The sequence below is a fragment of the Nocardia sp. NPDC003999 genome (genome assembly GCF_053604885.1).
This window is the reverse complement of the sequence record NZ_JBSGIB010000017.1, coordinates 50,238-65,123: the sequence shown is the minus strand read 5'-3', so window position 1 is coordinate 65,123 and position 14,886 is coordinate 50,238. Positions and strand designations below refer to the sequence as shown.

The following is a 14,886-nucleotide window of genomic DNA, read 5'->3' as shown; positions in this document are numbered from 1 at the left end:
GGGTTGCGAGATCCCGTCCGGCGAGCGCAACGCGTGGCGGTCGGTGCTTCCGTCGAGCCCTCGGGCGAAGTCAGGGCACGAGCCACGCGCTCGACGGAAACAGGTCATTCGATGGCCGTTCACGCCGATCGACGGCACCGAAGCCGGATCAACGCTAGAACCGGCGAACACGACCCGCCCACCCGCCACGGCCGGGTCTGGAGACCTCACGACCGTACTCGACGCGGCTAGGGAAGCGGCACAAGAAGGCGAAGACGACCGGTCCCGGAATTCGCCGACGAGGTCGTCGGGCACAAGCGAGCGGCTCGCGGACGGTGAATTGTCCAGATCACCAGACGATTACGGTTCCGCAACGGCCTGCGGCCGCATCATGGACGGACGCTGCACCCCAGCCATCGGTGGCCATCCGGTGGCTAACCGCTTGGAGATCCCATGTCCGCCATCGTGGTTCGTCTCGCCCGCACCTTGCTGGGCGTGGTCGCCGTCGCCGCCGCCGCGACCCATCTCCCCTCCGCCGCGGCGGAGGGCTCGGGCTCCGCCGACTGGGGATCCGTGACCGCCGGACCACAGGCGCCGGTCCCCGCGCCCATGCCCACACCGCGCGGACCGGTGACCGCCATCGTCGTGCTCGGCTACGGGCTGCTGCCCGACGGCGCCATGCGCCCGGAGTTGGTCGACCGCCTGCACGCCGGATACCTGCAGGCGTTGCTGGCTCCCTTCTCGCCGATCATCGTGACCGGCGGCAACGCGCACAACGGTGTCACCGAGGCACGGGCGATGGCGGACTGGCTGATCGCTCGCGGCGTACCCGCGGCGCGCATCCATCTGGAACCGGAGGCGGCCACGACCGTGCAGAACGCCGAACGCTCGGCGACGATCATGCGCGCGATCGGCGCGCGCGACGTCGTGTTGATCACCTCGGCCGACCACCTCGCCCGCGCGGTGGGCAGCTTCCACGACGCGGGGGTGGACGTCGTCGGCACCGTGACTCCCGAGCAGATGCCGCCCCTGGTCTGGCGGTTCGGTCCGCTCTCGTGACGAGAGCGCGCCGTCGTCCACCATTTCGCGATACAGGAGCAACCATGAACGAGACCGCGGTGAATCCGGCCGATCAGGCCAGATCGCTCATCGACCATCGTTACCGTTCCACTCTCCGCTATGAGGTGGAACGGGAAAAGATCCGGGAATTCGCCCGCGCCGTCCAGGATTCCCATCCCGCGCATCGGAGCGAGGACGCCGCGGCCGAACTCGGCTTTCCCGGGCTCATCGCGCCCGCCACATTCAGCTCGATAATCCTCACCAGAGTGCACCGCGAAATTCTGGACACGCTGATCACCGGCTACGACCCGACCCGGATCCTGCACGCGGACCAAGTTTTCGACTTCGGCAGGCCGTTGCTGGCGGGCGATCGCCTCACCTGCGACGTCTATTTCGAATCGTTCCGGCACTTCGGCGATTACGACGTCCTCGCGATCAAGAGCGTGCTCATCGACCAGCACGGCACCGTGGTGCAGACCGGCTCCAGCGCATTGCTCGCCCGGGTGGGCGGTCGCGATCCGTGGTTGGCCGACGCCGTACGCAAGGTCGCCATGGGCCATCGCTCCCCGGACGCACCGGCGCGGGGCAGCGCCGTCGTCCCGGCCGCGGCGGATCACCTCGCGCCGACGCCGCTGCGCCGGATACCGCGTCCGCGCGTCGCTTTCGCCGACCTGTCGGTGGGCGCCGAACTGCCCCTTCGCACCATGCGCCTGTCCCGTGGCGACCTGGTCAACTACGCCGGGGTGACGGGCGAATCCAATCCGGTGCTGTTCGACGAGAGGGTCGCGGTCGCCAGCGGCCTGCCGACCGTGGTCGCTCCTGGCATGCTCAAACTGGGTCTGGCCACCTCGTTCTTGAGCTCCTGGCTCGGCGACCCCGCGGCCCTCACCCGGTTTCGTGTGCAGTTCGCGCACAACGCGCAGCACCTGCGCATACCACCGGTCGGCACCGGCGTGATCCAATTCCGCGGCCGGGTCACCTCGATCGACCCGCGCAGGCGGCGGGCGACCATCGCGGTCGACGCGCGCGCCGAGGGACGCAGACTGTTCGGCTATGCCGCCGCCGAAGTGCGCTTCCCATAGGCGAGCACCGGCTGATCAGGCCGCTGTACCGGCCCGATCGCGGACAGCCACGCGCGACAGGCCGACGAGCGAAGCCAGGCGGCGGTGCGAATCCAGCCGCGCGTCGCGATCGTAGGTGCTGGTGTGTACGAGGATTTCGTCGGCGCCCGTCCTGCCCACCAGCCGCTCCAGTCGGCCGGCGACCTCGTCCTCGGTTCCGTACAGGTGGCCGCGCAACCCCTCGTCGAAGATCCGGCGCTCCCGATCGGTCATGGTGCGCGCTTCGATTTCCACGGGCGGTATCAGGGGCGGGAACTCGCCATGGGTGCGCGCGTATGCGCCGGACCACGCCTCCGGCAGCAGCAGCCGATGCGCTTCGGGAGCGCTGTCGGCGATCACGATCGAGGCGGAGACCACGACGTAAGGCGCCGCGCCCACCGCGGCGGGGCGGAACAGTGCACGATAGCGCTCGATAGCCTCCACCATGCGGTCCTCCCCGCCGACCGCGGCGATGACCAGCGGCAGCCCGAAGCGGGCGGCCCGCTCGGCGCCGGACCCGGTGGCCAGCAGGAACGCCGGGATACGCAGCCCTTCGGCGGGCCACGCGTGCACCCCCTGTCTGCCCTCGGCGAAGTACCCCAGCAGCTCGGCGAGCTGGGCGTCGAAATCCTCCGCGTCGCGCTTGTCGTGCCCCAGCGCTCGCCGCACGCCGTCGGTGAACCCGACCGAGCGGCCGAGACCCATGTCGATGCGTCCCGGGTAGAGCGATTCCAGCACGCCGAACTGCTCGGCGACCACCAGCGGCTGGTGGTTGGGCAGCATCACACCGCCCGTGCCGATCCGGATCCGCTCGGTCGCTCCTGCCGCCGCGGCCGCGAGCACGGTCGGCGCCGAGCCCGCCACGCCGGGCACACTGTGGTGCTCCGACACCCAGAAACGGTGATAGCCCCACTGTTCGGCGAGCTGGGCGAACTCGACGGTCTCCCGTAACGCGGCCGGATGGCTCTGACCGCGCCGGACGCGCGAGCGATCGAGAACGGAGAACCGGACAGGGGACAGCGCCGAGGTCATATCGGTGTCAACGCGAGCGCGCCGCGCTCATTCCGCCGATTCACGACGGCGTGGGCAGCCCCAGTGCCTGCGCAAGCACCCGCCACGCCTTCGGCAGCTGCGCCTGGAAGTCCGGCCAGGTGTGCATGCCCGCCGCGGTGTACTCCAGGGTGGCGGGGATGTTCAGCTGGGACAGGCGGTCGGCGAACCGCTCGGTGCAGGCCCGGGCGCCCGCTTCCAGCGCAGCACCGCCGCCTGCGGTTTGCAGCGCTTCCGCGACCGACGGGGAGTTCGCGACCGACACCAGATCGGCTCCCGTCGGCAGCCCGGTGGCCGCCGAGAGGTAAACGGCGGTGTCGCGCAGGTTCTCCGCGTGCAGCAGGCTGTCGTGCGCGGCCCACTCCGGTGAGGTCGGCGGGCCCCAGAGATTGTTCACGTTGCCGCCGCGCGAGGCGACCGTGATGGTGGTCACCGCGTGCCCCAGCGGGTCGGCGGTGGAGTAGCACCCGCTCATCCCGGCGACGGCGCGATACCAGCCCGGATGGCGCTGGGCGAGCATCATCGCCGCCTGTGCGCCCATCGACACCCCGGCGATGGCGCGACGCCCGTCGGTGCGCAGCAGCGACTCCACGATGGGCGGGAGCTCGGTGGTGAGGAACGTCTCCCAGCGGTTGAGTCCGAGTGCGGCGTCCTGCCGGACCCAGTCGCTGTACATGCTGCCGGTGCCGCCGCCGGGCAGCACCACGTCCACCGGCTTGCCCGCGAAGAACTCGGCTGCCGCGCCCTTGGTCAGCCATGCGGACGTGGCATCGCCGTCGACGCCGTCGAGTAGGTACAGCACCGGGCGCGGCGCCGCTCCGCTGCCGCGCAGGATGTCGACGGTGATGATCCGGCGCATCGCCGCCGAGGCGATCGACAGCCGTTCGTGCCCCCCGCCCAGGTCCTCGATCGAGAGCAGCCCGGTGCGGGTCATGGCGGGGTCGACGGCGGGCGGCGGGGTCTGCGGCACCGGATCGGCGAGAACGGGCGCAGCGGCAGCGGTGGCGATGAGGGCCATCGCCACCGCGGTGATCGGCATACGTGGGCTCATCCGGCTGCGGCGGCCCGTTCTGCTTGTCTGGCCGCGGCGCGTTCACGCTGTTCCTCGAACCGGCGCGCCCGGATCTCCAGGTCTTCGAGGTAGGCGTGCAGTTCCTCGCGGGCTCGTTCGCCGTCGCCGGTCAGATCGTCGCGTTCGAAGACGTGCCACGCGCGCAGCACCGGACGCACCACCACATCGAGATGCTGACGCAAGTCGTAGATGCCGTGCTTGGCCAGCAGCACGGCGTTGCGCCGGAAATTCGGCTGGGTCAGCCCCGGCATCTGGAATCGGGTGACCACGCTGGTGATGGCGCGCAGCGCTTCGTTCGGCACCAGGTCGAGGGCCGCGGCGCTGATGTTCCGGTAGAAGATCATGTGCAGGTTCTCGTCGGCGGCAACTCGCTGCAGCATACGCTCGGCGACCGGTTCCCCGCAGGCCGCTCCCGTATTGCGGTGGCTGATCCTGGTCGCGAGCTCCTGCAACGTGACGTAAGCGACCGAATGGAGCAACCGCTCCTCTTCGCCGGGTGTGGCGAAACCTGTGGTCATATGCGCCATCCGCGCCTGCTCCAGCAGCACCGGATCGACCGCGCGGGTCACGACCAGATAGTCGCGCATCACGATGGCGTGGCGGTTCTCCTCGGCGGTCCACCGGCCCACCCAGGTACCCCATACCCCGTCCAGCGAGAACGACTCCGAGATCTCCCGGTGATACGACGGCAGATTGTCCTCGGTGAGCAGATTGGTGATCATCGCGGTCTGCGCGACCTCGGAAAGCGCGGATTGACCCGGCTCCCAATCGATTCCGCCGAGGGCGGCGAAATTGCGGCCGTCGTCCCACGGCACGTAATCGTGCGGATTCCAGGATTTCGCCTTGCGCAGATGGTCGTTGAGCAGGCGTTCGGCGGTGGGCTCCAGTTCGCGCAGAATATCGCGATCGGTCAACGCGGTGGTCACTCGAACTCCTTTGCTCACCCTCGAGATCAGGGCACAGTCGACGATAGCGGCGGAATATCAGGCAGAACGGCCGATCACGCGATCGTTGGGCGAGGTGACGATGGCCATATGGCCCGGCTGGGGCAGTTCACAAGCCGGGGCATCGCCCGCGTCGGCCACCCGATACAGCCCCGGCGGCCCGCCCGCAGCCCGCAGCCGGTCCAGCAGATCGTGGGCGCGACCGGCCAGTTCCGGGATGCGCGCGGTGCGGCCGGTGGCCACCGTGGCCGTCAACGGGACCTCGGCGGCCTCACCGACGATGGCCAGCACGTCGTCGGTCATGGTGAATGTTCCGGTGCGGGCGGGCACGTCGTCGAGCGGCACCAGCACCGTGCCGCCCGCGGCGGACAGCACCGACAAGGCCCGTGAGCCGAGCGGACCGGCCAGCGCGGCCTGCACGCGACGGAGTTTGCGCCGGGCCGCGTCCGTGCCCGTGCCGGGTCTTCGCTCGTCCGGATGCGCCGGAATGCCCAGCGCGACGACCTGATACGACCGTGCGATCGGAATGCCTGTCGCCCTGGCGAGTTCGCCGACCGCGTGCCCGCCCAGCAGCGCGGAGACCAGCGTCTGCGCCGCGGTCTGATGTTCCCGCGCGACCGCGCGGTGCTCGTCGACATAAGCGGTCGACGCCGCCACGGTCACCATCTCCAGTACGTGGACCGCCAATCGCGCACCCGCGAGAAAATGATCGGTTCGCTCGTCGGCGACCTCGTCGGCGAGGAATTCCAGGCCGCTACGGATTTCGTCGTGATATGCGCCGAGCACCGTTTCCAGTGTGATGCCCTCCCGCGCCCAGCGCGAGGCGAAACCGGCGATCTCCGGCGGCCGGACCGTCGCGGGCGCCGGACGCGGAGCCAGTAGTTCGACAGCGGCCGCCAGACAGTTCCGTGCGGTCGTCGCGACATCGCCGGACGCGTCGCGGCCGGAGCGCCCGGCCAGGTGTGCGACGAGTTTCGATGTCAACGTCTCGGTACTCGTTCTCGACTGCCTGCCCATCATGCCTCCCGAAGGTTAGCGTCGGATCGTGATGGAATCGAGATATGTTCCGCCGCATCGGGTAAGTCATCAGCGGCCGCCCGACCCGTTGGGCGCAATCACAACTTTCGCTGGAATTCGCGCAGCCCGCGTCCCGCACAGGCAGAACCGCTGCGGCACCGCTATTTTCGGATCCGGCCCGATGTCTCCGCGGGCGCACCGATTTCCGGAGTGTGTGACGCAGCGCCGTCCGCGCATTTCCGGCGCTGCGTCGAGATCACCCTAGATCCGTCGGCACCGCCCTGAGTAGTCCCCTCCGGCGCTCTGGGGACGGTTCATCGCGACCTACGGCCACGATTGGGACGTCACACAGTCCGTGTCGTCGCCGTGAGCCGGGGCGTCGCGTGCTATGAACCGAGGCATCGAAAGGCAAACCTGTGAGCTGTTCCATCAGATCATCCGAACCGCTGTGCAGCAGATCGCACCGCCGATAGCATCGAGCGCCGCGCTGCCGTACGGCGTCGCGACGAGTTTCGAAGGGCGACAACACATATGAGCGGTACGCGAGACAAGCTGGACGAGCTGCGGGGGATTCTGGAACTGGCCGAAGAGCCCGCAGGCGAAAACGGCATCGCGAAGCGCAAGACCAAGGGCATTCCCAGCGCGCGGGAGCGAGTGCGCGCGCTACTCGACCCGGGGAGTTTCGTGGAGACCGGCGCGCTGGTGCGCCAGCCGGGCACCCCGGGAGCCATGTACGGCGACGGCGTGGTCACCGGCCGCGGGCGGATCGACGGCAGGCCCGTCGTGGTGATCGCCCACGATCAGACGGTCTTCGGAGGCTCCGTCGGCGAGATGTTCGGCCGCAAGGTCGCCGCGGCGCTGGATTTCGCCACCAGGAACGCCTGCCCGGTCGTCGCGATCAACGACTCCGGCGGCGCCCGCATCCAGGACGCGGTCACCTCGCTGGCCTGGTACGCGCTGATGAGCCGCCGCCAGGAACGACTGTCGGGCTTCGTCCCGCAAGTGTCGATCATGCTGGGCAAATGCGCGGCCGGGTCGGTCTACGCACCGGTCAACACCGACATTCTGATCGCGACCGAGAAGTCCTACATGTTCGTCACCGGCCCCGAGGTGATCAAGGAGGTCACCGGCGAGGAGGTGACCATGGAGGAACTGGGTGGCGCGCAGGCGCAGGCGGCCAACGGCACCGTCCACCATGTCGCCGCCACCGAGCAGGACGCTTTCGACTGGGCCAGGACCTATTTGGGCTACCTGCCGTCAAGTTGCCTCGAGCCGGGCCCGGTCGTCAATCCGGGCCTGGAGCCGCAGGTCACGCCGCACGATCTGGAGCTGGACTCGATCGTTCCCGACTCCGATCGGCAGGGCTACGACATGCACGAGATCTTGCTGCGCCTGTTCGACGACGGCGACTTCCACGAGATCAGCGCGGCGACCGCGCAGAACCTGATCACCGGCTTCGCCAGGGTGGACGGGCGCAGCGTCGGGGTGATCGCGAATCAGCCGCTGGTCCTCGGCGGCGCGATCGACGCCAAGTGCTCGGACAAGGCGACGCACTTCATCCGGCTGTGCAATGTCTTCGGGCTGCCGCTGATCTTCGTCGTGGACACCCCCGGCGTGCTGCCCGGCGTGGAGGAAGAGCGCAGCGGAGTGATCAAGCGCGGCGGACGGTTCTTCCGCGCGGTGATCGAGGCGACCGTCCCGATCGTGACCGTCGTGGTCCGCAAGGCCTACGGCGGAGGCTACGCCGTGATGGGCTGCAAGCAACTCGGCTCCGACGTCAGCCTGGCCTGGCCGACCGCGCGCATCGCCGTGATGGGTGCGGAGAGCGCGGTGAGCATCGTCGGCAAACGGCAGCTCGCCCAGGTGGCCCCTGAGGACCGCGCGGCCGTGCGCGACGCCATGATCGAGCAGTACAACACGACGGTTGCCACGCCGTGGATCGCCGCCGAGCGCGGCTACATCGATGCGGTGATCGAGCCTTCGCAGACGAGACTGGAGATCCGCCGGGCGCTGCGTCTGCTGCGCGAGAAAGAGGCGAGCGCCGAGCCCAACCCCCGCAAGCACAGTCTTTTTCCGGTCTGAGGCGCAGCGGACCCGGTTATGCTGTGTCACAACATAACCGGGTCTATGTGGTGGGATCTCCGGCGATCAGCGGCGAACCGGGCCGTCCGGCACGCCGATGCCTTAATCTCAGGTCAGTGCCGGGCCCGCTTCGTTCGCCGCGTAGCGGCGCGGCACGCGACGTGCCCGCTGCGCCTGTTCCCTACCCTCGCCCGGCGGGCACGCCGCACCAAGGCTCAGCCGTGCCCCCAGGTGAGATCGGCCGCCACCCACTCGGTCTCCCACCTGCGCAGCCGCCGCCGATCGAGACCTCGGCGCAGCAGCAGATAGCTGCCGACGAGCACGATCGAAACGCCGAACACCGCACCGGCGGTCAGCATCACCGCCTTGCTGGCGGGCTGGGTCGACGACGGCGGCTCCACGATCGCGCCGCGTTCGTTCAGCCAGATCGGCACGGTGGAACCCGGCTCGACCACCGTGGTCGACTGATAGTCGCCGGTGTGGGCCACGCCGTCGGCGTCCTTCCAGGACACACGCGCGGGCACCACCGGCGCGTACAGCGGCGCCTTCCCGGTTTCGATCACGGTGGCGTCGACTCGATGCAAGCGTGCCGTCTCGGCCCGCACTGCGGCCGTCTCGACGCGGTACACCCGGCCGCCGACGGTCAGCGCGAGTATGGGCACGACTATCAGGAACACCAGGGCAAGCAGCACCGCGACACCGGTCTGCACACGATCTTCACTGCGGCGCAGCGGATTGCGATCCAAGCCGACGCGGCGGCACGTCCGGCGGTACATGTTCACCGACCCGGTAGGCATGACGGTGACTCCTCGTTGCGAATTTCGGCGGTGAGGGTGACGAGGGTGTCGAAGAACTCTTCGACGAGGCCGGGCAGGCCCATCGGATCAGGGCCCGCCGCCCAACTCTGTAGCGCCGCGAGCAGCATGCCCGCACCGGCGCCGACGGCGACGGCCGGACGCGGATCGGTCTGCGGATCCACGCCGAGCCGTGCCGCGATGATCCGGACGGACTCGCGTTGCCCGTCGATGCGGATGCGCTGATAGCCGGCGAACAGTTCCGGTTCGTCCTCGAAGCGCTGGAACAGCGCCCAGCGGCGGGCGAGCAGCGACGCACGGGCCCCGCCGTACTCGGTGGCGAGCCAATCGTGGACGGCGCCGCGGTAGGCGATCAGGGGCGGCTCGGAAAGGGGACGGTGGCTCAGGGCTTCGTTGAACAGGTGCACATCCTGGTCGACATCGCCGAGAATCGCCTCTTCGATGGACGCGAAGTGCCTGCTGAACGTGCGCCGGGTGACACCGGCCCGCAGCGCGATGTCCTCGACGGCCACCGCGTCGAGCCCCCGCTCGGTGAGCAGGTCGAACGCCGCGCGCGACAGCGCTTCACGGCTGCGCCGAGTGCGCAGCCGACGGCCGTCCAGACCGACACCGTCGTCGCTCATGCACCTGAGCATACCCCTATTGTCCCAATGGGACAATACTTTGCTCTTGCCCGGCATGCGCATCACCTCGCAGAGAAGATGCCCGCTTCGGGCGCGCCGAATCGCCCGGGAAGACGTCGGGAGGGCGGCCAGCGGCCGGTCAGCTTCTCGGGTTGTCCACCGGTTCGTCGACGGTCGGCGGAATGCCGTCGCGCAAGATCTGGAGCAGCTGGCCGGAATGCTCCGGTGACGGGGCCAGCAGCGAAAGTTGGTTCAGCACCGTGTAGTAAACGTCCAGGTCGGCGATCTTGTCCAGATACAGCGCGCTGGTCAGCTGCTGGAGATAGACGATGTCGGGCAGATCGGCCTCGGCGAAGCGCAAGACGGTGAACGCGCCGTCGGTGAGCGCGGGGCCGCCCACGTGATCGGCCAGGATCTGGATCGTGACGTTCGGCCGCGCCGCCGCGTGCAGCACGCGGTCCAGCTGCGCGCGCCAGACGGTCGAGCCGCCGATCCTGCGGCGCAGCGCGGCCTCCTCGATGAGCATCCACACCTGCGGCGGGTGCGGACCGGCGAGTATTTCCTGCCTGCGCATGCGCAGCGCGACCCGGCGTTCGATCGCGTCCTGCGGCTCGCCCGGATGCGACAGTGTGAGCAGCGCGCGGGCGTACTCCGGGGTCTGCAGCAGTTCGGGGACCGCCCGCGGCTCGTAGCAGCGGATCAGCCGGGCCGCCTGTTCCAGCCCGAGGTAAGTGTCGAACCACTTCGGCAACCAGTCGTTGTCTCGCGCCCACCAGCCCGACGCATTGGCCTGCCTGGCCAGTTCCAGGTATCGATCCCGTTCGGCGGGGTCGGTCACCTCGTAGAAGTCGAGCAGGTCGACCAGATCGCGTTCCCGGCAGCCGGTGCGCCCGAGCTCCAGCCGACTGATCTTCGAATGCGACCCGCGAATGGCCTCACCCGCCGCTTCCCTGGTGATCTTCCGGTCCTCGCGCAGGCGACGCAGCCGGCCGCCTAGAACCATCCGCAGCACCGTCGGCCCGCCTCCGGACACCGGCTGAGCGCCGAACCCCGCCGCATCGGCCGCCTGTCGTACGTTCGAAGGACGCATGCCCCGAGTCTGCCATGTTGTCCCAGTCGTTATCTACGGCCGAAAGTCCCTGTACCGCCGCGCATTCGTGGTTCCACCGGGCCGGTCAGGCCGAGCCGGACGGCAGCTCGACGATCTGCGGCTCACGCTCGCGCAAGGCCGCGATGAGATCGCGGGTGTACTCGGGGGGCGCGGCGTGCACCGACAGCAGATTCGCCACCGCCCGGTAAGCCGCGAGATCGGCGTCCTTGTCCAGGTACAGCGCGCCGGTGAGTTGCTGGAGATACACGATGTCCGGCAGATCCGACTCGGCGAAACGCAGCATGGTGAACGCGCCGTCGGAGACCGCGGGGCCGCCGACGTGATCGGCGAGCACCTGCACGGTGATGTTCGGCGCGTCCGCGACCCGCAGCAGGTGGTCGAGCTGGGCCAACCACACCTGCGATCCTCCGATTCTGCGCCGCAGCGCCGCTTCCTCGACGATCAGCCACATCTGAGGTGGGTCCGGCCTGGTCAGGATCTCCTGCCGGCGCATCCGCAGGGCCACGCGCCGCTCGATCGACTCCTCGTCCTCGTGCGGATGAGCGAGCACGAACAGCGCGCGGGCGTACTCGGGGGTCTGCAGCAGTTCCGGAACGACCCGCGGCTCGTAGCAGCGGATCAACTGGGCGGCATGCTCCAGCCCGAGATAGGTGTCGAACCACTTCGGCAGCCAGTCGGCGTCGTGATGCCACCATCCCGAGGTGTTCGCCTGCTTGGCCAGCCGCTTGAACTCCGCGCACTCCTCCTCGTCGGTGACGCCGTACAGCGCGAGCAGGTCCACCAGATCCCGCTCCCGGAAGCCGGTACGCCCCAGTTCCAAGCGGCTGATCTTCGAGTGCGAGCCACGGATCGCCTCGCCCGCTTCCTCCAGCGAGATGCCACACGCCTCACGCAGCCGACGCATCCGCCCGCCGAGGATCATCCGTAGGGCGGTCGGGCCGCCCTCGGCGGCGGGAGCCGTTCCACGAGCGATGGATTCGTTCTGAGGCCGCACTACCGAAGCACGCATGTACCGAGTCTCGCATGTGCGGTGCCCGCACTCCAGCACCGAACCCCACGAACGGCAGTGTATGCGCAGGTGTAAGCACATCCGCAAGACCATTTTCAAGGTCGCCGGGATGACTGCTCGTCCCGCAGCCCGAGTACCGCCAGCAGCGACCATCGGTCCGGCAGCAGACGAACTACGGAAGGCAAAGCGACGAGTTGGCCGCAGGGCGCGCGGCGATACCGAAAACCATTGCGGCCGAGTAGTTCCGCTGCGCGACCGCGCACCGAAGCGATGACCGCACGACCCGGTGCCCGCCGCCGCCGAATCCGGTGACGGCGGGCCGCTCGGTTCAGCGCAGCACTACGTCCGCCGTCGCGCGACCGAACAGCTTGCGGTCACCGCAGGTCGCGGTCAAAGCGATGGTGGCCGCGCGGCGCTGTGGGTCCAATTGCTTGACCCGACCGCGGAATTCGATCGCGCTCGCCCTGGTCGCCGGAACCGGGGCGAACCCGGCGAACCGCACCCCGTACCGCGTGACGGCGGCCGGATCACCGAGCCACGAGGTGAGATACCCGGCGCCGATGCCCATGGTCAGCAGTCCGTGCGACACCACGTCGGGCAGTCCGGCGCTGCGCGCGACCACGTCGCTGAAGTGGATCGGGTTCGAATCACCGGAGACGCCTGCGTAATTCACCAGATCACCACGAGACAGCAGCACTGTTCGCGGGGCCAGTTCCATGCCGACGGACAGGTCCTCGAAAGCGGGGACGGTGCGGGGCGTGCGCGGCTCGTCGGGGGTGTCCGCTTGCAACGCCTCGTCGAAGCTCTCGACCAGCCCGCCGTCGTCGCCGGACCCGCGCCCGGCCGCCGCGTTCGCACGGTCGGCGGCCGACTGCCCGGTCATGATCACGCCCTCGACCGCCGCCCGCAGATCGGCGGCGAGGTCCACCCCGGTCTGCGCCACCGCCGTGGTGTGCGCGGTCTGCAACACTTCCTTGTGCTGGTTGCTCAGCACGTTCCTGGTGACCATGAAGTCCTTGTCACCGAACTGCCGGAACGACTCGATGTAGGATTCGCACCGCACCTGGTCGCCCGCGACGATCGGCCGGTGCACCCGGATCGTCTGCTCCGTCTGCAGCACCTGGCCGAGGTCGTACCCGGTGAGCACGGACTCGAACATCTTGCGCTGCATCAACATGAGCACGATCGACGAGAACGTCATCGGCGCGACGAGCCCGTCGAAGCCGAGTTCCGCCGCGGCGTCTTCGTACCGGTGGGCGGGATGGCCGTCCTGCAGCGCTCGCGCGAACTCCCGGATTTTCTCGCGCCCCACCTCGTATGAGTCGGTCAGGCGATATTGCCGCCCCACCAGTGCCTTGGCTTGTTCGGACGCGGTGGTCGTGATGTCGTTCATGTGCCTCTCTCGGGAATCCGCCGTCACCCCCGACCGGCCCGGCCCACCGTACCGAAGCCGCGACGACGCCGCAGGAGCGCCCTCGCCAGATCTGGGCATACCAACCGAAGGGCCGAAGGGGACATAGTCTTGATCGCCATCGCGGGCACACCGCGTTACCGGATTCCCCCGAGCGCCGTCACACGGTCAGCACTCGTCGGGCGCAGGCACTCCCCGCAGCCTGTCGTCCAGCCAGATCATGGCTTCCGGATAACCGAGCGCACCGGCGATGATGTGCTCACCAAGCACACTGCGGTACACCGCGGGCACGCCGAGTCCGCACTGCTCCAGATAGAGATCGCGCGCGCCCTCGGCCGGGATCCAGAACTCCTGCTCGCCGTTGTAGACGTAGAGCGGAGTCGCCGACCGCATCCCGGCCATCTTCGTCACCCGATAGATGTCCGCGGCCAGCGCCGAATGCAGCGGATCGGGGAAATTCGCGGCGATGTCGATCGGCAGCATCAGCACGCCGATCGCTCCGAAGCTGCTGCCGCACATGTTCTTCACCGGCGAGGTGGCCACCCATCGGGCGAGATTGTTCATCCCGGCCAGGATCTCCGGCCGCTCGCGGCCGATGCCGAACACGGCACCCATGAATATCGCCGAGGCGAGGTTGCCGTTCATGCTGCGGGCCAGGATCTCGAAGTCGGCGGGCACGCCGCCCAGCGCCGCGCCTACGATCACGTCCGCCAATTCCGGTGCGTAGCCGTCGATCAGCTTCACCGCCCCGTGCGTCGCGATCGCGCCGCCGGAATATCCCGCCAGGCCGAACTTCGCGGCGCCGAACTCCTCCGGCAGCAGCCCGCGCACCGCCCGGATCGAGTCGAGTACGGCGTGCCCGGCCACGATGGGTTCGGCGTAGGCCATCGAAGGGCCCTCGTGGTCCGGGATCAGCACGGCGTACCCGCGCAGCGCCGCCAGATGCGTCGTAGGCGGCAGGAAGTCGGTGGTGCTGGTGTCGGGGTTGAGCCCGTGCGCGAGGGTGTATCCCGGCGTGCAGGTACGGCCGAGGGCATCGATGGGCAGGTTGTTCACCACCACCGGCCGCTGACCGGGCCCTGGCCACGGTGCGGCGGGAACGATCAGCGTCGCCGTGGCGTACGACGGTGCGCCGTGCGCGTCCGTCGTACGGTACTTCACCAGCAGCGCACGCTGGATCGGCAGCAGGAGCAACGGCGCGGCCGTCGCGCGCACGTCGCGGACCTCGATGACCTGTCCCTCGGCCGATTCGTCGAGATTCGCGGGCCGTAGGTCGAACATCGGGTCGCCGACGGCGGAGGGCAGCGTGGCCGAGCGCAGCGCGGCCAGCGACGGCGACAGCGTAGTCGCCTCGTGCGCAGGCGAAATCGGCTCCGGCAGCGGCGCGATCGGCGGCGGCGGGATCACCTGATCGATGAGTTGTTGTAGCGCGGGCAGCAACCCGCCCGGCGGCGGCGCGGGCGGCGGCTCTGCGGCGGCGGGGACGGCCAGGACCGAGCTGGCGGCGAGCAATGCCACAGCAATGGCACGCGAAATCTTCATGGCACACGCCTTCGGGTGCGAACGGCAACGTCGTCTGGCACCCGGGCGCACTGGCCTTCGACCCCCGAAATG

At 69.1% G+C, this 14,886-nt stretch carries 13 protein-coding genes; 3 read left to right on the top strand and 10 right to left on the bottom strand.

Translation table 11 applies throughout. The features are described from left to right. Positions 1-432 precede the first annotated feature (432 nt). Positions 433-1,038 (top strand): YdcF family protein, encoded by a 606-nt coding sequence (locus tag ACWESM_RS27450; protein WP_397280028.1) that lies wholly within the window; start codon positions 433-435, stop codon positions 1,036-1,038. Positions 1,039-1,082: 44 nt separating this feature from the next. Then, entirely contained in the window at positions 1,083-2,120 is a 1,038-nt protein-coding gene (locus ACWESM_RS27445; RefSeq protein ID WP_355078395.1) for a fused (3R)-hydroxyacyl-ACP dehydratase subunits HadA/HadB, read from the top strand. Between the two features lie 15 nt (positions 2,121-2,135). On the opposite strand, the gene ACWESM_RS27440 is transcribed toward ACWESM_RS27445, so the two are convergent. The 4 genes from ACWESM_RS27440 to ACWESM_RS27425 are packed head-to-tail and all read right to left on the bottom strand — an operon-like array spanning position 2,136 to position 6,188. Further along, positions 2,136-3,170 (bottom strand): LLM class flavin-dependent oxidoreductase, encoded by a 1,035-nt coding sequence (locus ACWESM_RS27440; RefSeq protein ID WP_397280030.1) that lies wholly within the window; start codon positions 3,168-3,170, stop codon positions 2,136-2,138. A gap of 40 nt (positions 3,171-3,210) precedes the next feature. Continuing rightward, entirely contained in the window at positions 3,211-4,227 is a 1,017-nt protein-coding gene (locus ACWESM_RS27435; RefSeq protein ID WP_355078397.1) for an alpha/beta hydrolase, read from the bottom strand. A gap of 8 nt (positions 4,228-4,235) precedes the next feature. Further along, positions 4,236-5,186 (bottom strand): acyl-ACP desaturase, encoded by a 951-nt coding sequence (locus tag ACWESM_RS27430; protein WP_364436313.1) that lies wholly within the window; start codon positions 5,184-5,186, stop codon positions 4,236-4,238. 57 nt (positions 5,187-5,243) lie between these two features. After that, positions 5,244-6,188, bottom strand: a complete 945-nt coding sequence (locus tag ACWESM_RS27425) for a transcriptional regulator (RefSeq protein WP_364436310.1) — start codon at positions 6,186-6,188, stop codon at positions 5,244-5,246. Between the two features lie 564 nt (positions 6,189-6,752). On the opposite strand from ACWESM_RS27425, the gene ACWESM_RS27420 reads away from it, so the two are divergent. Continuing rightward, on the top strand, positions 6,753-8,303 hold the full coding sequence (locus ACWESM_RS27420) for an acyl-CoA carboxylase subunit beta (RefSeq protein WP_355078400.1): 1,551 nt from the start codon (positions 6,753-6,755) through the stop codon (positions 8,301-8,303). Positions 8,304-8,518: 215 nt separating this feature from the next. Here ACWESM_RS27420 and ACWESM_RS27415 read toward each other — a convergent pair whose 3' ends face one another. The 6 genes from ACWESM_RS27415 to ACWESM_RS27390 form a co-directional block, all read right to left on the bottom strand. Beyond that, positions 8,519-9,100 (bottom strand): Rv1733c family protein, encoded by a 582-nt coding sequence (locus tag ACWESM_RS27415; RefSeq protein ID WP_355078401.1) that lies wholly within the window; start codon positions 9,098-9,100, stop codon positions 8,519-8,521. Beyond that, positions 9,082-9,741: a TetR/AcrR family transcriptional regulator gene (locus ACWESM_RS27410; RefSeq protein ID WP_355078402.1), complete on the bottom strand. Its 660-nt coding sequence runs from the start codon at positions 9,739-9,741 to the stop codon at positions 9,082-9,084. The genes ACWESM_RS27415 and ACWESM_RS27410 overlap by 19 nt, the downstream gene beginning before the upstream one ends. 139 nt (positions 9,742-9,880) lie before the next feature. Beyond that, a complete protein-coding gene (locus ACWESM_RS27405; protein ID WP_356968210.1) occupies positions 9,881-10,831 on the bottom strand; it encodes a helix-turn-helix domain-containing protein in 951 nt (316 codons plus the stop codon). 85 nt (positions 10,832-10,916) lie between these two features. Continuing rightward, a complete protein-coding gene (locus ACWESM_RS27400; RefSeq protein ID WP_452494162.1) occupies positions 10,917-11,861 on the bottom strand; it encodes a helix-turn-helix domain-containing protein in 945 nt (314 codons plus the stop codon). A 328-nt stretch (positions 11,862-12,189) separates the two neighbouring features. Then, on the bottom strand, positions 12,190-13,254 hold the full coding sequence (locus ACWESM_RS27395) for a fused (3R)-hydroxyacyl-ACP dehydratase subunits HadA/HadB (RefSeq protein ID WP_452494160.1): 1,065 nt from the start codon (positions 13,252-13,254) through the stop codon (positions 12,190-12,192). A gap of 186 nt (positions 13,255-13,440) precedes the next feature. Beyond that, entirely contained in the window at positions 13,441-14,814 is a 1,374-nt protein-coding gene (locus tag ACWESM_RS27390) for a lipase family protein (protein ID WP_355078406.1), read from the bottom strand. Positions 14,815-14,886 lie beyond the last annotated feature (72 nt).

Bases quoted from the DNA above. Each gene is read 5' to 3' on its own strand.
- ACWESM_RS27450 (WP_397280028.1), top strand. From the start codon at position 433: ATGTCCGCCATCGTGGTTCGTCTCGCCCGCACCTTGCTGGGCGTGGTC.
- ACWESM_RS27445 (WP_355078395.1), top strand. From the start codon at position 1,083: ATGAACGAGACCGCGGTGAATCCGGCCGATCAGGCCAGATCGCTCATC.
- ACWESM_RS27440 (WP_397280030.1), bottom strand. From the start codon at position 3,170: ATGACCTCGGCGCTGTCCCCTGTCCGGTTCTCCGTTCTCGATCGCTCG.
- ACWESM_RS27435 (WP_355078397.1), bottom strand. From the start codon at position 4,227: ATGCCGATCACCGCGGTGGCGATGGCCCTCATCGCCACCGCTGCCGCT.
- ACWESM_RS27420 (WP_355078400.1), top strand. From the start codon at position 6,753: ATGAGCGGTACGCGAGACAAGCTGGACGAGCTGCGGGGGATTCTGGAA.
- ACWESM_RS27415 (WP_355078401.1), bottom strand. From the start codon at position 9,100: ATGCCTACCGGGTCGGTGAACATGTACCGCCGGACGTGCCGCCGCGTC.
- ACWESM_RS27410 (WP_355078402.1), bottom strand. From the start codon at position 9,741: ATGAGCGACGACGGTGTCGGTCTGGACGGCCGTCGGCTGCGCACTCGG.
- ACWESM_RS27405 (WP_356968210.1), bottom strand. From the start codon at position 10,831: ATGCGTCCTTCGAACGTACGACAGGCGGCCGATGCGGCGGGGTTCGGC.
- ACWESM_RS27400 (WP_452494162.1), bottom strand. From the start codon at position 11,861: ATGCGTGCTTCGGTAGTGCGGCCTCAGAACGAATCCATCGCTCGTGGA.
- ACWESM_RS27395 (WP_452494160.1), bottom strand. From the start codon at position 13,254: ATGAACGACATCACGACCACCGCGTCCGAACAAGCCAAGGCACTGGTG.
- ACWESM_RS27390 (WP_355078406.1), bottom strand. From the start codon at position 14,814: ATGAAGATTTCGCGTGCCATTGCTGTGGCATTGCTCGCCGCCAGCTCG.